Origin of the sequence: Mycolicibacterium gilvum, assembly GCF_900454025.1 — a bacterium.
Taxonomy (GTDB): Bacteria; Actinomycetota; Actinomycetes; order Mycobacteriales; family Mycobacteriaceae; genus Mycobacterium; species Mycobacterium gilvum.
Genome location: NZ_UGQM01000001.1, coordinates 3,725,956 through 3,742,361, shown reverse-complemented (window position 1 = coordinate 3,742,361; position 16,406 = coordinate 3,725,956). Strand labels below are relative to the sequence as shown.

Below are 16,406 nucleotides of genomic sequence, written 5' to 3'. Positions count from 1 at the left end.
GATAAGCGAAAGTGCCTGTCCTGCAAGGAATAATTGGACTTCTCTACGGTTCAAAAACCCTGACGGGAAGGCACTTCGCAGGTGAAGAATATCGCGGCGGCATCGCCGGTGAAAGTTTCCGCCGACGGCCATGGCGTTGTGTCGCATGCCGGGATGGGCATGCTGCGTGAGCTTGCCGACCGGACCGGCTTATCGGCGCAGGTCACGGCCGCGTTGGCCGACACCTACCGCGGCCCGTGGGTGTATGCGCCTGGGGAGGTGTTCGCTGATCTGGCGGCCGCGGTCGCCGACGGCGCGGACTGCATCGACGCGGTCGGTCAGCTGTGCGGTGACCGGGAGCACGTCCTGGGGGCCAAGGCCTCAACGACCACCATGTGGCGGCTGATCGATGAGCGGATCGATGCCGCGCATCTACCCGGGGTGCGCGCAGCCCGAGCCGCGGCGCGGGCAGCGGCCTGGGCTGTCGGAGCCGCCCCCACCACCGGCGGCTGGCTGCATATCGACATCGATGCCACGCTGGTGATCGATCACTCCGACAACAAGGCCGGGGCTGCGCCGACCTGGAAGAAAACGTTCGGGCTGCACCCGCTGCTGGCGTTTCTGGACCGCCCCGACATCGCCGGCGGCGAAGCCCTGGCCGGGTTGCTGCGCAACGGTAACGCCGGCTCCAACACCGCCTCCGACCACATCATCGTCCTGCACCAGGCTTTGGCATCGCTGCCAGCGGCGTGGCGGCCCAACCCCGACGATCCCGACAACCCCGAGGCCCCGAAGGTGTTGGTGCGCTGCGATACCGCCGGATCCACCCACAAATTCGCCGCAGCGTGCCGGGCCGCCGGGGCCGGGTTCTCCTTCGGGTACCCCGTCGATACCCGCGTCCAGGACGCCGTGGACACCCTCAACCTCGGCGATTGCTGGTATCCAGCGATCGACACCGACGGCGGGATCCGCGACGGCGCGTGGGTCGCTGAAGCCACCGACCTGGTCAACCTGGCCTCCTGGCCCGAAGGGACCCGGCTGATCCTGCGTAAAGAACGCCCCCACCCCGGCGCGCAGTTGCGGTTCACCGACGCCGACGGCATGCGGGTCACCGCGTTCATCACCGACACACCACCGGGTGTCGTACCCGGTCAGGTCGCCGGTCTGGAACTACGGCACCGCCAGCACGCCCGCGTCGAGGACCGTATCCGCGAACTCAAAGCCACCGGGCTGCGTAACCTGCCCTGCCACTCCTTCTGGGCCAATGCTGCCTGGCTCGAAATCGTCCTGGCCGCCGCTGACCTGGTCACCTGGACCCGCCTCATCGGGTTCGCCAGCGATCGCGCTCTGGCCCGCGTCGAGATCACCACGTTCCGCTACCGGGTCCTGCACGTGGCCGCCCGTATCACCCGCGGCGCCCGCCAACTGCGGCTACGCATCGATGCCACCTGGCGCTGGGCGGCGGCGATCGCCGCCGCCTGGCACCGCGTCCGCACCGCCTTCGGATAACACCCCACCCCATCGGACCCATCAACGATGAAGGACCCACAGGCCCCAGGAAAGCCCGCCCCACCCGGCGACACGGGACAGCACCTCTACGCCACCACACGAAAACCACTACCCAACAACACAACTCGGCATCACACCGAACCCACACCAATTACCACGCAAAATCCGGGCTAGAAACTCCGAAGGAGAAAACCCCCGCGTGTGCCGCCGGTGTGCCAAGACACGCAGCTAGGAGTGCAGAGGCATCGGACGGTACGGCAGACCTGAGACGCGTGACCTGGACTTATAGGCATTGATGCGACTATCGAGAATCACGGAGACGCAGGACGGCGCGATTTACACACCAGCGGTCGGCGGTTCGATACCGTCCGCGCCCACAGAGGTTTTCAGCCCTCGACGGGGACCAGATCGTCGGCGACGCGGTCTTTGCCGTTCCGTTTCGCTCGGTACATCAACCGGTCCGTGTGGGCGATCAACGATTCCGCGTTGCTGTTCCCGCCTGACGTGGCCGCGCCGATACTCGCGGACAGCCGATCGTAGGTGCGTCCCGCGCGCAGTCGCAGCGGCCGGCGGACTTCCCGCCGGATGCGTTCGGCGATGCCGTGCAGGGCCTCGCTGTCTTTGATCACCGGACACAGCACCGCGAATTCGTCGCCACCCAGTCGGGCTGCGGTATCTCCCGGCCTGATCGAGTTCTCGATCCGCCGTGCGACTGCGTTGAGGACCTCGTCGCCGGCGGCGTGACCCCACGTGTCGTTGACGGGCTTGAACCCGTCGAGGTCCAGATACAGCAGTCCGACGCATGCGGGAGCGTGACGGCCGATGTCGGCGATGGCCTGCTCGACGCGGTCCACCAGCAGCGCGCGATTGGCCAGTCCTGTCAACGGATCGTGCAGGGCCAGATGCTGCAGTTCGGCTTCGGCACGTTTGCGGCTGGTGATGTCCTCGACCAGGCAGATCCCGTACGGGTCGGCGCCGGCTGCGGCGACGACCGAGGCCGACACCGCACCCCACATCGTGTCACCGTCCCACCGCCGGAACCGCACCTCCGCACTCACCGGTTCTCCGTCGGTCAGCGCGAGGAGCCTGGCGAGTCCCTCTGTGCCATCGGCATTTTCGTTCGTACCGAGGTCGGTCACCGACATCCCGGGAACCTCCGACGTCGATCGGCCGAGGAAGTCGGCGAGGGCCTGATTGCACCGCGTGATGCGTCCGGCGTCGCCCGGGGTGACGGTGAACATGAACATTCCCATCGGGGCGGTGTCGAAGGCCGACCGGAAGCGTTCCTCGCTTTCGGCGAGCGCGCGCTCGGCTTTCTTGCGTTCGGTGATGTCGGTGGCGACTCCGATGTAGCCGACGCGGGAGCCATCCGGATCGGACATCTGAGAGATCGCCAGGCTGACGTCTGCGTGGCTCCCGTCGCGGCGGACGTACGTCCACTCGCGGATCTCGGCGTCGTCGGGGGTGACGTTGGCGATGAAGGCTTCGAAACCTGGCGGTACACCGAGTTCGTCGGCGCGGACGATCATTTCCCCGAGGTCGTGGACGTCGGTCACGGGACGGCCGATCATCTCCTCCGCGGTCCACCCCAGGAGGCGTTCCGCCCCCTGGTTGAACACCGTGATGAGACCGTCCTGATCGGTTCCGATGATGGCCTGCTCGGAGGCCGCCTGCAGGACCCCGGCGAACAGATCCCGGGCTTCGCGCAGCTCGCGGGCGTTCCTGCGGACCTCGGTGACGTCCCGGAACGCCATCACGTCGAACTGGGGCTGGCGGGGAAGCGGGGTGGTGGTCAGTTCCAGTGTCCTCGAGTCCTCGACGGAGACGATGACGTCGTGGGGCACTGCCGGTTCCGGAGCATCCGCACCGCCATGGCCGGCCGTGCGAGCTGCTGCGACGACCTCGTCGACAAGCCCTGAGTCGTCGGCGCGGGCGTTGCGCAGGACGACGCGATCGGCCGGGTCGACCAGGATCACACCGTCGTGGATGCTGTCGAGCACGGCGCCGAGGAGTTCGGAGTCCTGGTCGGCCTGATCCCTCGACGCTTCGAGTTCGGCGATCAGCCGCACGCGCGAGTCGCGGTACAGCGCCAGCGCCAACACGATCACCGTGAGGCTGAAGACCATGCCCTGCGCCAGCAGCGCCCGCACCTGCAGGTCCGAAGCCAGCAGCGGGCCCCTGTCCGACAGCGTGGCGAAGATGATCCAGTTGGCGGCGGCGACCACGAACAGCGTGCTCACCGGGGTGCTGTAGCGCAAGGCCACCCAGGTCGTCGGCAACAGGACCATGAACGTCATCGGTGTCCCGGTGTTCAGCCAGAAGCTCCACGCGAAGACGGACACGACGATCGTCCCGACGACCAGTCCCTCCACGAGCATCGCCGGTCTGACGCGCGGACGCTTCCACGGCACGTCACGAAGGCACAGCCACACCGCCACGCCGACCAGCGCGGACGCCCCGTTACGCGCCGTGAAGAGCGCGAACGTCGCCCATGCCGGCGCACCCGTGACCGGTGTCAGGTACAGGGTGGCCAGTACGGCGGCGCACATCGTTCCGGTGGCCACCGCGACGACGAGGCGGGCCAGGTCGGCCGGGTCTCGAAGGACGGCGTCGCTGCGGCCGTAATGCAGAAGGCCGACCGTCACCACCGCCAACACCACATTGACCAGCACGAACCACGCGCTGAGCGACACGGTGGCGCCCGTGGCGACATTCACGCCGTAGGCCAGGATGCCGAGCAACGTCACGTGAATCGCACGCTGACGCAGCGAGCAGGGGTGCACGGCGAGCAACCACATGACCGCCACGGCGGCCGCCGGCCACACCAACGCCACCTCGCTGCCGCCCAAGCGGGTGGCGCGTCCCGCGACGATCGACAGGGCGAATACCGGGGGAAACGTCAGGAGGACGACCGCGGAGGTCGAGAGTCGGCGCAACGATCCTCCCTCCCGTTATCCGGCAATCAGCCTAACGCCGTTAGCCGGCGGCGGAGGTGAGACAGCTCAGTCTGTCGAGACGGCGACCACGACTTCGTTGCGACGCCGGAAAGGCAGCGTCCAAGGCGGGTCGTAGAACCACGCCATCGTGTCACTTGCGGGGTGGAAGTCGCTGCCCCGCAGAGCATCGAGGAGCTCCTCGGTCTTGGCCGCCACCGTCGCGGGGCTGCGATCGCCGCTGAAGCGCAGTACCGCGTAGGTCTCACCCGGCACCTCCACGAGTTCGACGCGTTCGTCGTCGGGTTGCGGCAGCAGCTCCATCGACCACTTCGACGGCATGAAGAACCGGATCACCGAGTTGCCGTCGGCGCCCCGGGTTTGCGTGACGGGTGCGGTCATCGCGATCTTCTCGCTCTGCTGGGCCACCGGCGCGGTCATCGCGATCTTCGTCTGCCGGCGGTTACCGCCGAAAATGTAGTTGGCGAGTCTGCGGAATCCGGCGTTGCGGGCCGCCTCCTCCTCGGCGGCGACGGTCGTCTGCGCGGCGATGCGGGGTCCGTACCGGCGGATCTCGATCTGTGCGCTGCCCGAACCGATCAGCGCCTCGCGCACGAACATCGGCTCCTCGGTTCCGGTGCGGACACCCACCAGCGCCCCGAGTCCTTCAGCTACCTGTCCCGCGGTGTCGGTGATCTTCGAAAGCATGTGTCCGTAGTACCCCGCTCAACGCGGACCGGACCGAAATCTGACGGGTTCGTCATCAGCAGCAACCCTTGGTCGTCCGTTGCCCCAGGTGCGCGTGCTCGGCGGCGTCGGCTCCGCCGACCGCGGTGAGAAACTCGTCGAGATCGACGCGCCGGCCGCCGACCCAGGTGCCCTGCACCTGCAGCGACTCGATCAGCGATTCAGGCGCGACGGCCCACGGATCGGCGCTGAGCTCGACGAAGTCGGCCAGCTTGCCGGCTTCGATCGAACCGATCAGGTGTTCGCGGCGCAGGGTCCGCGCGGCGTCGATGGTCTGCGCCCGCCACGCCTGGTCCAGAGTGATGGCCTGGTCCGGCCGGTGCACGCCTCCGCCGCGGGTGCGCCGGGTGACTGTGGTCGCGATGCTGACCACCGGCGTCGGCGGTGACACGGAACCGTCGTTGTGCAGCGATACGCACGCCCCCGAGGCGACGGCGTCGCCGAACGCCGCCCACCGGGATCCGTGCTCGTGGTCGAAGATCGCGCCGTCGAGTAGGTCGCCCCAGTAGTAGTACTGGAACGGCGCCAGCGACACGTGGACGCCGAGCCGGGCGGCCCGGTCGAAATGCTCGCGGGTGCCTGCCCCGCAGTGCTCCAGCCGCCAGCGGTGATCGGTGCCGAGCAGGTCGTGACGTGTCAACGCGTCCTCGTACGCATCCAGCGCCAGGTCGAGCGCCAGATCGCCGTTGGCGTGGAACGCCATCTGCCATCCGGCCGGCGCCGCCTTGTCCAGGATCGCGTCGAGCTGTTCGCGGCTGTAGTTCATCGAGTGTGCGCCCCCCGCGGTGGCGGGGTCGATCCCGGCGGTTCTGGTGGCCTCGCTGTCGAGGTACGGGAACGAGATCGCGATGTTGCCGACCCACGGCGAGCCGTCGGTCCACAGCTTCACCCCGGTCTTCGTCAGCGACGCCTCACCTGCGGCGAAAGTCACTGCCTCCGAATAGGTGTCGCTGGTCGAGACCTCCCACATGCTGACCCGCAGCGGGCACGACGGGGCGGCGGCCAGCGCCTCGTATCCCGCGGCGAACTTCGGGTCGTAGGTCATGTCCGAGGTCGAGGTGTAGCCGCCGCGCGCCATCACCGCGTAGTAGAGCGCGGCAGCGACGAGCGGATTGCCCAGCGTGGCCATCAGCGGGCCCGTCACCGCGGTGACCACCGGCAACTCGAAACCCTGCCCGTCGAGCGACCCGTCCGGGTTACGGCCGAAATGGGACGCGACAGGGTCGGCCGGCGGGTTGGTGTCCCACCCGTAGCTGCGGATCAGCGCCGAGTTGAAGTACACGCCGTGGCCGGAGTTGTCGGTGACCAGCGCGACGCGGTCGCCGAAGATCTCGTCGAGCTCGGCGGCGTCCGGCTTCGGATGACCGTGCAGCAGCGCGTCGAAACCCGCGAACAGCAGTGGCGTGTCCGTATCGCTGGTGGCCAGCGTCTCGGCGAACACGTCCAGTACGTCGGCCCACGACGGGCAGTCCCACGGCGCGATCGAGCGTGCCGGTGCCTGGGTGGCGATTCCGCTGATCAGTGGATGGCTGTGCGGCTCAACGAAACCCGGCGCCAGTGCGGCCGCGCCGGTGTCCACGATCTCGGCGCCGGGCAATGCCGTGCGGCAGTGCTCGACACTGCCCACCGCGACGATCGTGTCGCCGGAGACCGCCACCGCCTCGGCGCGCGGTGCGTCGCCGTTCATCGTGATGATGGTCTTCGCTGTCAGGATCACGTCCGCCATGGGGCACAGTGTGTCACCCGAACCTCGCCGCACAGGGCGGATCGGGGCTGTGAGACAGTGCCGGAATGTTCGCCCGCGCTTCCGGTATCGCCGCCGCCGTCGTCGCCGACATCGTGTTCGGCGATCCGCGGCGGGGCCATCCGGTGGCGCTGTTCGGCAGCGCCGCAGCGGGTGTGGAACGGCGCACCTACGCCGACACGCGAGGTGCCGGCGTCGTGCACACCGCATCGCTGCTTGCCGCGGTGGGCGTCGCGGGCGTACTCGCCGAGCGGGCAGGCCGGCGCCGGGGTGCGGTCGCCGAGGCCGCCTCCGTGGCGGCGGCGACGTTCGTCGCAGCCGGAGGGACCACGCTGTGCCGCACGGGTGAACAGATGGCGGCGCTGCTGCGCGGCGGAGACCTCGACGGCGCCCGCGCGCTGCTGCCGTCGCTGTGCGGACGGGACCCGTCGGCGCTCGACGCACCCGGTCTGGCGCGGGCGGCGCTGGAGTCGATCGCCGAGAACACCTCCGACGCCCAGATCGGGCCGCTCGTGTGGGCGGCCGCGGGCGGGACGCCGGCGGTGCTGGTGTACCGCGCCGCCAACACCCTGGACGCGATGATCGGCAGCCGGTCCCCGCGCTATGCCCGGTTCGGTTGGGCGGCAGCTCGATTCGATGATCTGCTCAACCTGGTCCCGGCACGGCTGACGGGGCTGCTGGTCGTGGCGTGCGCCCCGGTCGTCGGCGGATCACCGGCCGCTGCGTGGCGGGCGTGGCGGCGCGACGCGGGCGACCATCCCAGCCCCAACGCCGGTGTCGCCGAGGCGTCGTTCGCCGGCGCGCTCGGGGTGCGTCTCGGCGGGCCCACGCAGTACGCGCACGAGCTCGAGATCCGCCCGACGCTCGGGGACGGGCGGGCGCCCGACGTCGACGATCTGGTGCGGGCGGTGCGGTTGTCGCGCGCCGTTCAGGGGCTTGCGGCGGCGCTGGCGGTCAGCGCCGCTTGCCGTAGCGGTCGGCGAGCTTCTGCTCGGTGGTCGGGGCCGTTCCGGCCTCGGCGCTCTCGGCTGCGGCGGCGGCCAGAGCTTTCTCCCGGCGTCGCACCTTGATCTCGGAGTACACGAAATAGCCGACGCCGATCGGGGCGATGATCCCGAACGCGATCCACTGGATGCCGTAGGACAGGAACGGTCCGGCGTCGAGATGGGGGAGCGGGATGACCCCGAGCCCGCCGGGCTGGTTGTCGACGAGCTGCAGGTAGGAGCCGACCAGCGGCACCCCGGTCAGGGTCGAGATCTGGTTGATGTTGATCGAGTACACCTGCTGGACGCCGTCGACCTGGAACGGTTCCTTGTCGCGGGCCAGACCCTCGGAGTCGCGCAGCCGCGCGGTGATCGTCACCGTCTCGCTCGGCGGGGGATCGATGGCCGGCGGCTGCGACCCCGCGACGGGACGCACGTACCCGCGGTCGACGAGCACCGTCGGGCCGCCGTCGACCGCGAACGGCACCAGCACCTCGAACGCCGGATCGCCGTCGATGAGTCGGAGCCGCGCCAGCACCTGCGCTTCGGGGAGGTACCGCCCGGTCGCCGTCACCCGCTGCCACTGCTCCTCGGGTGCAGTCGAATCCTGTTGTGGCAGCACCGAGGTCACCGGCAGCGGCTCGGCGCCCAGCGACCGGGAGATCTGCGCGTTCTCGCGGGAGGTCTTGGTGTTCTTGCCCAGCTGCCACGGGGCGAGCACCGTGAAGCACAGGTAGGCGAACGCGGCGACCACGACGAACAGCGCGAGCCACTGCGGGCGCAGCAGGAATGCCCAGCGACGCACGGTCAGCCCGCCTGTTCCCGGCCGGCGAGCCGCCCGTCGACCCAGCTGTGCAGACCCGGCAGCGAGGCGTCGATGACCGCGAACGTCTCCTCGAAGTCGGCCTGCGTGCCGTAATAGGGGTCCTCGACGTCGAGAACGTGGGCTCCGGAGCGCGGATCGAACGAACGCAACATCCGCAGCCGTTCGGTGGGCACTCCCATGTGTTGGAGCATGCGCAGGTGGTTACGGCCGAGCGCGACGACGAGGTCGGCGGCGAGGTGCTCGTCGGTGATCTGCGCGGCGCGGTGGGCGGTCGGATAGCCGTGTTCGCGCAGGGTGTGGTTGGCGCGCCGGTCGGCGGGCTCACCCTCGTGCCAGTGGCCTGTCCCGGCGCTGGTGACCTGCACGACGCCGGCCAGGCCCCGCTGGTCGATCTGGTGGGCGAACATCTTCTCGGCCATCGGGCTCCGACAGATGTTGCCCGAGCAGATGAACGTGACGTGGAGTCCCTCAGACACCTAGCACCTCGCGGAGATCGTCGACGTCGGCCACGTGGGCCAGCGCGCCGCTCTCGCGGCCGGCGAAGTCGGTGCGGCCGTAGCCCCAGCCCACCACGATCGTGGCGATCCCGTGCACCGCGGCACCCTCGACGTCGTGCGACCGGTCGCCGATCATCACCACGTTGTCCGGCACGGGTGCCAGCTGGGCCAGCGCATGGGCGACCACGTCGGACTTGGCGGCGCGCGTGCCGTCGTTGCTGGCGCCGGCGATGACCTCGAAGTGGCCGTCGAGGCCGAAGTGCGCCAGGATCCGCTGCGCGGTGGTCTCGGCCTTCGAGGTCGCCACGGCCATCCGGACCCCGGCGGCCTGCAGGTCGGCCAGCAGCGCCGGAATGCCGTCGAAGGGGCGGTTCATCGACCAGCCGCGGGTGGTGTAGTCGGCGCGGTAGGCGGCGATCGCGTCGTCCACGAGGTCACCGAGTCCCATCCGCTGGAACGTCAACGGCATGGGCGGCCCGACGATCTTGCTCACCAGGTCCCCGTCGGGCACCGCGGCGCCGACGCTCTGCAGGGCGTGCCGGAAACTCGCCACGATGCCCTCGGCCGAATCGGTCAGGGTGCCGTCGAGATCGAAGAGCACCAGATCGCCGCGTCCCACGGGCGCGACCCTGCGGGTGCCGTCCAGCATGTCAGTCACTCCACCATTGTCCCTGAGACGGAGGGCTGCCCCGGCCACAGGCCCGCGCGCACTACTGTCGTGCTGTGACAAGCGCCCGGTTGGCCGTCCGATTGGCCGACGTCATCGACGTCCTCGATGCCGCCTACCCTCCGCGGTTGGCGCAGAGCTGGGACTCCGTCGGGCTGGTCTGCGGGGACCCGTCGGAACCGGTGGAGTCGGTGACCATCGCCGTCGACGCGACCGCAGACGTTCTCGCGCAGGTGCCGCAGGGAGGTCTGCTGCTGGCCCACCACCCCCTGTTGCTGCGCGGCGTGGACACCGTGGCTGCCGACACGGCCAAGGGCGCGTTGATCCACTCCGCGATCCGGACCGGGCGGTCGCTGTTCACCGCCCACACGAACGCCGACAGCGCGTCTCCCGGGGTGTCCGACGCCCTCGCCGAAACGCTCGGACTGGAGGTCTGCGAGGTGCTCTCGCCGGTCCCGTCGGGGCCGTCGCTGGACAAGTGGGCCGTCTTCGTCCCCGCCGAGAACGCCGAGGCGGTCCGGACGGCGATGTTCGCGGCCGGCGCAGGACACATCGGCGACTACTCGCAGTGCAGCTGGAGCGTGTCCGGAACCGGACAGTTCCTTCCCGGCGAGGGCGCGTCACCGGCTGTCGGAGCCGTGGGCGCCGTCGAGCGACTGGCAGAGGACCGGGTCGAGATGGTGGCCCCGACGTCACGGCGCGCCGCGGTGCTGGCGGGATTGCGGGCGGCGCACCCCTACGAGGAACCCGCGTTCGACCTGTTCCCGCTGCAGACCCCGCCGGGAGACGTCGGGCTCGGCCGCATCGCGACCCTTCGGGAGGCTGAACCGCTCGCGGCGTTCGTATCCCGCGTGCGCGCAGCGCTGCCCGCCACGTCGTGGGGCGTGCGCGCCGCCGGCGATCCCGCGGCGACGGTGTCGCGGGTGGCGGTGTGCGGCGGGGCGGGCGACTCACTGCTCGCCGAGGTGGCGGGCGCCGGGGTGCAGGCCTATGTGACCGCCGACCTGCGCCATCACCCCGCCGATGAGCACCGTCGCGTCTCGGATGTCGCGCTGATCGACGTCGCACACTGGGCCAGCGAGTTCCCGTGGTGCGCGCAGGCCGCCGAACTGTTGCGCGGGCAGTTCGGTCCGGCGCTACCGGTGACGGTGTCCGACGTACGGACCGATCCATGGAATGTCGAGGGATGCTGAGATGAAAGCCGCTGTGGCTCAACAACAATTACTGCTCGAGCTGGCCGAGGTCGACGCCGAGATCTCCCGCGTCGAGCACCGGACCAAGAACCTGCCCGAGCAGAAGGCGGTCGAGGAGGCGCAGGCCGCTCTGCGGGAGGTCGGCGACCGTGTGGCCTCCCTGCGGCTCGCGCTGGCCGACATCGACGCCCAGGTCGCGAAGTTCGAGACCGAGATCGACGGGGTGCGCCAACGCGAGGACCGGGACAAGGCCCTGCTTGAGGGCGGCACCGTCGATCCCAAGCAGTTGACCGACCTGCAGCACGAGCTGGAGACGCTGCAACGGCGTCAGGCCAGCCTGGAGGACTCACAGCTGGAGCTGATGGAGCGGCGTGAGGAGCTCGCCACCCGCGAGGCAGAGGAGGCGTCGGCCGCCGGGCAGGCGCAGACCGCGATCGACGACGCGCAGCGCGTCTGCGACGACGCCCGCGCGGAGTTGGTGCAAACCAGGGAGCGCGCTACGGCCCGTCGTGCCGAGCTGGCCGACACCATCGACGGTGAACTCGTCTCGCTCTACGAGCGTCAACGTTCCCGTTCCGGCGTCGGTGCCGCGCCCCTGCAGGGTCGGCGGTGCGGTGCGTGCAGGATCGAGATCGACCGGGGTGAGTCTGCCCGCATCGCGGCCGCAGCCGACGACGACGTCGTCCGCTGTCCGGAGTGTTCAGCGATCCTGTTGCGGGTCAAGGCTTCCCGCGCGTGAAGGTCATCGTCGAATGCGACGGTGGTTCGCGTGGCAACCCGGGTCCCGCCGGGTACGGCGCGGTGGTGTGGTCCGCCGATCGGGAATCGGTGCTCGCCGAAGCCAGGTCGGCGATCGGCACCGCGACCAACAACGTCGCCGAATACCGTGGTCTGATCGCCGGTTTGGAGTCCGCCGCGCAGACGGGCGCCACCGAGGTCGAGGTGCGGATGGACTCCAAACTCATCGTGGAACAGATGGCCGGGCGCTGGCGGGTCAAGCACCCGGACCTCGCCGCCCTGCACCGGCAGGCGGCGGACCTGGCACGCGGATTCGAGCACATCACCTACTCGTGGATTCCGCGTGAGCAGAACAGCTATGCCGATCGGCTGGCCAACGAGGCGATGGACGCGGCGGCCGGAGAAGCGACACCCACCGAGGTCGTCACGAATCCGGCCGGGTGGACCGGCGCCAAGGGCGCGCCCACCAGGCTGCTGCTCCTGCGCCACGGGCAGACGCCGCTGTCGGTCGAGCGCCGCTATTCCGGGCGAGGCAACCCGGAGCTGACCGAACTCGGCAGCCGGCAGGCGCGCGCCGCCGCGAAATATCTGGGGGACCGCGGGGGAATCGACGCCGTCATCGCCTCACCGCTGCAGCGCGCGTACGACACCGCGGCCGCCGCGGCTTCAACGCTCGGGCGCGACGTCGTGGTCGACGACGACCTGATCGAGACCGATTTCGGCGCCTGGGAAGGACTGACGTTCAGTGAAGCCTCCCAGCGTGATCCCGAACTGCACCGGCGCTGGTTGAAGGACACCTCGGTGCCCCCACCGGGCGGGGAGAGCTTCGACGCGGTCGCGACGAGGGTTCACCGCGCGCAGCGGCGGATCGTCGAGGAGCATGCCGGCCAGACGGTGCTGATCGTGTCGCATGTGACCCCGATCAAGACGCTGTTGCGCCTGGCCCTCGACGCCGGTCCCGCGATGCTGTACCGGCTGCACCTCGACCTGGCGTCGTTGTCGATCGCGGAGTTCTATCCCGACGGTGCGGCTTCGGTGCGTCTGGTCAACCAGACCGCCTACCTCTGATCGGTGTGCAGGTGCACGCGTTCGCCGTGCAACCCGAGCAACGCGATCGCTTCGACGGGTTCGTCGACCGCACCGAACCAGTGCGGTGTCCACGTCGAGAACTCCACAGCCTCACCGGGTTTGATGGTGAAGTCGCGATCGCCCAGGATCAGGCGCAGTCGTCCCGAGAGCACGTACATCCAGTCATGGCCCTCGTGCACCGGCAGTTCCTTCGGAGGTGTGCGCCGACGGGCGCTGATCCGGATCTTGTGGGCGTGCAGTCCGCCCGCCGGGCCTTGAGCGGTCAACGGCCAGAACGTGATCTGGTTGTGGGTGTGGGACTGCCCCCGGATGCGCGGATCGTCGATCTCCGGCGCGCGCAGCAGTTCGTCGGTGCTGACCGACAGGGCGCCGGCCAGACGTGGCAGGTGATCGAGCGCGAGCCTGCGCTTTCCGGATTCCAGGCGGCTCAGCGTCGAGATGTCGATGCTGGAACGGGTCGCGACGTCTTCGAGTGTCATCCCGCGCTGTAGTCGCAGTTCCCGTAGCCGTCGGCGGACCCGCGCATCGACCCCGTCGTCGTCCTGGTTTGCCTTCATGGCAAAAGATCTTGGCACTCGGGCCGGGCGCGGGCAAGGTGGTGGCATGGAAGACATCTGGGATTGCGTGATCGTCGGCGGCGGTGCCGCAGGCTTGAGCGCAGCGCTGGTTCTCGGCAGGGCGAGGCGGCGAACGCTTCTCGTCGACGCCGGTGCGCAGAGCAATCTGGCCGCGCACGGCATCGGCGGGCTGCTGGGCTTCGACGGCGTGCCGCCCGCGCAGCTCTATGCGCAGGGTCGCCGCGAGCTGACCCGATATCCGGCCGTCGCTGTCTGTGACGGCGACGTGACGGGAGCCGTCGCGGTCGAGGGCGGTTTCACCGTCGAACTGGCCGGCCGCAGCGACGTGCGGACCCGCCGGATCCTGCTCGCAATGGGGATGCGCTACGACATGCCGGCGCTACCGGGTCTTGCTGAAATGTGGGGTGATTCGGTGTTCCACTGCCCGTTCTGTCATGGCTGGGAGGCCCGTGACCGGCCGCTGGCGGTACTGGCCGATGGTGACCGCGGCGTACACATGGCCACGCTGCTGAGCGGTTGGAGCGACGACGTGGTTCTGCTGACCTCGGGGCCCGCCGATCTCACCGACGCGCAGCGTGATCGGTTGGCAGAAGCCGGAATCGCGATCGACGAGCGCGCGGTCGCCGAATTGGTCTCTGCCGACGGGCAACTGGCGCAGGTCGTGTTCGCCGATGGCTCCGGTATCGCGCGCAGCGGGTTGCTGATCGCGACGACGCTGCACCAGAGGTCGTCTCTGGCGGCCGAACTGGGGGTCGCGTTCGCGGCGCCGAGCCCGGTCACGGCCGAGGCCGTCGACGTCGACGCGATGTATCGGACGACTGTGCCCGGGGTCTTCGCCGCGGGTGATGTGAGTGCACGGATGCCGCAGGTGGCCGCCGCGATCGCGGCGGGTTCAGGTGCTGCGGCATCGGTGGTGGCGAGTTTCCTGGAGGAGGAGAAATGACTGACGTCAAACAACATTGGGAAGAGCGGTACTCGCAACGGGACCGGATCTGGAGCGGGCACGTGAACCGCTGGTTGGCCGAGGTGGCCGCACCGCTGAAGCCCGGGCGGGCGCTGGACCTCGGGTGCGGCGAGGGCGGCGACACGCTGTGGCTCGCCGAACACGGCTGGGAGGTGGTCGGGGTGGACATCTCGGACACCGCCCTGCGGCGCGCCGCCGAGGAGGCCGACAAGCGCGGGCTGGCCGACCGGGTGCAGTTGCGGCAGACGGATCTGTCGGCGTCGTTCCCCGACGGTGTGTTCGATCTGGTGTCGGCGCAGTTCCTGCAGTCGATGGTGCATCTGGACCGCGAGCGCACCTTCGCGGCCGCGGCTCGTGCCGTGGCGCCCGGCGGGGTGCTGATCGTCGTCGACCACGCGGCCGCGCCGCCGTGGGCGCCACCGGAGGTCCACGAGCATCGGTTCTCGACGGTCGACGAGGTCCTCGCCACGATCGACCTCGGCGAAGGTTCATGGGAGCGTTTGCGTGCGGATGTCGTCGAACGCGACGCGACCGGTCCGGACGGGCAGTCGGGTGTGTTGAGCGACAACCTGATCGTGCTGCGGCGGTCCACGTAGGCCGCTGAATGTCGGTGGGGTGGGGTAGCTTCGGTGGCATGTTCGAAAGTTTGTGCGGCTACTCAGGTTCTCGTGGGTAGTTTCACCTGCAGTCCGCCGAGGCAGAGGTAGATCATCGAGGTGAGTGTTTCGGCGGTGTGGTGGCCGTAGCCGCGTGCGTTGATGAGGCGGATCTTGGCGTTGATACTCTCGGCGAGAGCGTTGGAGATGCCGAGTTCGATGGCGGCCAGGATGCCATCGAAGTAGACCGCGAGTCGTTTGCCGAGCGCGACGAATGCGGGGATGCGGCAGCGTTTGGCAGCGGTGATCCAGGCCTTGAGCAGTGCACGGGCGACGCCGGGTTGGTGGTCGTAGCGGTAGAGATCGCGGGCCTGTTCCTTGAGGGCCCATGCTCGTCCGACTCGTCGATTCTGCTTGGCGATCTGGTTGACCAGTTCGCGTTTGGTGTCGGTGAGTCTGTTCTCGCCGGTGCGTAGCGCCCATCGGGTGGTGCGCCATTGCGCTGAGGACATGTGGACTTTGTCGGGGCCGGCTGCCGCCTCGGAGAAGACGGCGTCGAGGGCGCGGTTGATCCATCGCATGATGTGGAAGCCGTCAAAACAGATGATCGCCTCGGGCACCTTCGAGCGAGTGGCGCCGATGTAGGGCTTGCTGACGTCCATGCTGACGGCTTGGATCTGCTTGAGCATCGAATCAGGTTGAGCTGTATAGAAATCAGTCAAGGATTGCTCGCTGCGGCCGGGTCGGATGTTGACGACGGTGCCGGTATCGTGGTCGCCGATGATGGTCAGATAGCGGTGCGGGTGTCGGTAGCAGATCTCGTCGACACCGATCCGATACAGCGTCTGCAGGCGCCGCTTGTCGAGCAGTTCGGCGACGCCGCGGTTGATGATCGCGGTGACCGATTCCCAGGCGCAGCGCATCAGTGTCGAGACGGTGGTGCGGTCGCTGCGTTGGGCCAACCACAGCACCATGTCTTCGAAGTCGCGGGTGAACCTGGATCCGGGCCGCGCCCAAGGCACCGCTTCGGTGATGACCCCGCAGTCCGGGCAATTCAGGCGGCGGATCTCATTAACCAGCCATAACCGCTTGACCCCGAGATCGAGGTGGCGCCAGCGTCGGCGACGGCGGTCATAGACGCTGGGCTGGCGTTTGCCGCACGGGCAGGTCAAGAGACGGGCAGTAGGGCGCAGGGTTACTTCGACATCACGTTCACCGATGACGACATCGGTCACCGATGCCCCCGGGATCGCCAACAGACGGTTAAATGCAGTACTGACGCGCACGTGGGTCGTCCTCGCGGTTGAGGTTGGTGTGGTAACCCCGAAACCTAGAGGTTCGACCACGTGCGCGTCCTTCATCT

At 69.0% G+C, this 16,406-nt stretch carries 15 protein-coding genes; 7 read left to right on the top strand and 8 right to left on the bottom strand.

Features of this window, described 5'->3' with window-relative positions; translation table 11 throughout:
- The first annotated feature begins 81 nt into the window (after positions 1 to 81).
- Positions 82 to 1,488 (top strand): IS1380 family transposase, encoded by a 1,407-nt coding sequence (locus DYE23_RS17490; protein ID WP_016341434.1) that lies wholly within the window; start codon positions 82 to 84, stop codon positions 1,486 to 1,488.
- A 386-nt stretch (positions 1,489 to 1,874) separates the two neighbouring features.
- On the opposite strand, the gene DYE23_RS17485 is transcribed toward DYE23_RS17490, so the two are convergent.
- The 3 genes from DYE23_RS17485 to DYE23_RS17475 form a co-directional block, all read right to left on the bottom strand.
- Positions 1,875 to 4,424 (bottom strand): PAS domain S-box protein, encoded by a 2,550-nt coding sequence (locus DYE23_RS17485; protein WP_115327760.1) that lies wholly within the window; start codon positions 4,422 to 4,424, stop codon positions 1,875 to 1,877.
- A gap of 66 nt (positions 4,425 to 4,490) precedes the next feature.
- The gene (locus DYE23_RS17480; protein WP_013471411.1) at positions 4,491 to 5,129 is read right to left on the bottom strand and encodes an SOUL family heme-binding protein; all 639 of its coding nucleotides are present in this window, start codon (positions 5,127 to 5,129) and stop codon (positions 4,491 to 4,493) included.
- A 55-nt stretch (positions 5,130 to 5,184) separates the two neighbouring features.
- On the bottom strand, positions 5,185 to 6,894 hold the full coding sequence (locus DYE23_RS17475) for an amidohydrolase (protein ID WP_115327759.1): 1,710 nt from the start codon (positions 6,892 to 6,894) through the stop codon (positions 5,185 to 5,187).
- A 65-nt stretch (positions 6,895 to 6,959) separates the two neighbouring features.
- Here DYE23_RS17475 and DYE23_RS17470 point away from each other — a divergent pair, with 65 nt between their 5' ends.
- Positions 6,960 to 7,982 carry a cobalamin biosynthesis protein gene (locus DYE23_RS17470; protein WP_013471413.1) on the top strand — a complete coding sequence of 341 codons (1,023 nt, stop codon included), beginning with the start codon at positions 6,960 to 6,962 and terminating at the stop codon, positions 7,980 to 7,982.
- Here DYE23_RS17470 and DYE23_RS17465 read toward each other — a convergent pair.
- Genes DYE23_RS17465 through DYE23_RS17455 form a run of 3 tightly spaced genes read right to left on the bottom strand, consistent with a single transcriptional unit; the run spans position 7,867 to position 9,867 of the window.
- A complete protein-coding gene (locus DYE23_RS17465) occupies positions 7,867 to 8,700 on the bottom strand; it encodes an SURF1 family cytochrome oxidase biogenesis protein (protein ID WP_115327758.1) in 834 nt (277 codons plus the stop codon). The genes DYE23_RS17470 and DYE23_RS17465 overlap by 116 nt on opposite strands.
- Positions 8,701 to 8,702: 2 nt before the next feature.
- Positions 8,703 to 9,197 carry a low molecular weight protein-tyrosine-phosphatase gene (locus DYE23_RS17460; protein WP_115327757.1) on the bottom strand — a complete coding sequence of 165 codons (495 nt, stop codon included), beginning with the start codon at positions 9,195 to 9,197 and terminating at the stop codon, positions 8,703 to 8,705.
- Positions 9,190 to 9,867: an HAD-IA family hydrolase gene (locus DYE23_RS17455; protein ID WP_115327756.1), complete on the bottom strand. Its 678-nt coding sequence runs from the start codon at positions 9,865 to 9,867 to the stop codon at positions 9,190 to 9,192. The genes DYE23_RS17460 and DYE23_RS17455 overlap by 8 nt, the downstream gene beginning before the upstream one ends.
- An 89-nt stretch (positions 9,868 to 9,956) precedes the next feature.
- Between DYE23_RS17455 and DYE23_RS17450 the strand changes: the two genes are divergently transcribed.
- Genes DYE23_RS17450 through DYE23_RS17440 form a run of 3 tightly spaced genes read left to right on the top strand, consistent with a single transcriptional unit; the run spans position 9,957 to position 12,884 of the window.
- Positions 9,957 to 11,078, top strand: coding sequence for a Nif3-like dinuclear metal center hexameric protein (locus tag DYE23_RS17450; RefSeq protein ID WP_011893769.1), 1,122 nt, complete (start codon positions 9,957 to 9,959; stop codon positions 11,076 to 11,078).
- 1 nt (position 11,079) lies between these two features.
- Entirely contained in the window at positions 11,080 to 11,817 is a 738-nt protein-coding gene (locus DYE23_RS17445) for a zinc ribbon domain-containing protein (protein WP_115327755.1), read from the top strand.
- The gene (locus DYE23_RS17440) at positions 11,814 to 12,884 is read left to right on the top strand and encodes a bifunctional RNase H/acid phosphatase (RefSeq protein ID WP_115327754.1); all 1,071 of its coding nucleotides are present in this window, start codon (positions 11,814 to 11,816) and stop codon (positions 12,882 to 12,884) included. The genes DYE23_RS17445 and DYE23_RS17440 overlap by 4 nt, the downstream gene beginning before the upstream one ends.
- On the opposite strand, the gene DYE23_RS17435 is transcribed toward DYE23_RS17440, so the two are convergent.
- Positions 12,875 to 13,462 carry a helix-turn-helix domain-containing protein gene (locus DYE23_RS17435; protein ID WP_099961594.1) on the bottom strand — a complete coding sequence of 196 codons (588 nt, stop codon included), beginning with the start codon at positions 13,460 to 13,462 and terminating at the stop codon, positions 12,875 to 12,877. The genes DYE23_RS17440 and DYE23_RS17435 overlap by 10 nt on opposite strands.
- A gap of 46 nt (positions 13,463 to 13,508) precedes the next feature.
- Here DYE23_RS17435 and DYE23_RS17430 point away from each other — a divergent pair, with 46 nt between their 5' ends.
- Both DYE23_RS17430 and DYE23_RS17425 read left to right on the top strand, forming a co-directional pair.
- A complete protein-coding gene (locus tag DYE23_RS17430) occupies positions 13,509 to 14,426 on the top strand; it encodes an NAD(P)/FAD-dependent oxidoreductase (RefSeq protein WP_115327753.1) in 918 nt (305 codons plus the stop codon).
- Positions 14,423 to 15,043, top strand: coding sequence for a class I SAM-dependent methyltransferase (locus DYE23_RS17425; RefSeq protein WP_115327752.1), 621 nt, complete (start codon positions 14,423 to 14,425; stop codon positions 15,041 to 15,043). The genes DYE23_RS17430 and DYE23_RS17425 overlap by 4 nt, the downstream gene beginning before the upstream one ends.
- Before the next feature lie 62 nt (positions 15,044 to 15,105).
- Here the strand turns inward: DYE23_RS17425 and DYE23_RS17420 are convergent, their stop codons facing one another.
- Complete coding sequence (locus tag DYE23_RS17420) at positions 15,106 to 16,329, bottom strand: ISL3 family transposase (protein WP_013470473.1); 1,224 nt, start codon at positions 16,327 to 16,329, stop codon at positions 15,106 to 15,108.
- Between the last annotated feature and the right edge of the window lie 77 nt (positions 16,330 to 16,406).

Excerpts from the sequence above, each read along its gene's own strand:
- DYE23_RS17480 (WP_013471411.1), bottom strand. The coding sequence starts at position 5,129 with ATGCTTTCGAAGATCACCGACACCGCGGGACAGGTAGCTGAAGGACTC.
- DYE23_RS17475 (WP_115327759.1), bottom strand. The coding sequence starts at position 6,894 with ATGGCGGACGTGATCCTGACAGCGAAGACCATCATCACGATGAACGGC.
- DYE23_RS17470 (WP_013471413.1), top strand. The coding sequence starts at position 6,960 with ATGTTCGCCCGCGCTTCCGGTATCGCCGCCGCCGTCGTCGCCGACATC.
- DYE23_RS17455 (WP_115327756.1), bottom strand. The coding sequence starts at position 9,867 with ATGCTGGACGGCACCCGCAGGGTCGCGCCCGTGGGACGCGGCGATCTG.
- DYE23_RS17445 (WP_115327755.1), top strand. The coding sequence starts at position 11,080 with ATGAAAGCCGCTGTGGCTCAACAACAATTACTGCTCGAGCTGGCCGAG.
- DYE23_RS17435 (WP_099961594.1), bottom strand. The coding sequence starts at position 13,462 with ATGAAGGCAAACCAGGACGACGACGGGGTCGATGCGCGGGTCCGCCGA.
- DYE23_RS17430 (WP_115327753.1), top strand. The coding sequence starts at position 13,509 with ATGGAAGACATCTGGGATTGCGTGATCGTCGGCGGCGGTGCCGCAGGC.
- DYE23_RS17425 (WP_115327752.1), top strand. The coding sequence starts at position 14,423 with ATGACTGACGTCAAACAACATTGGGAAGAGCGGTACTCGCAACGGGAC.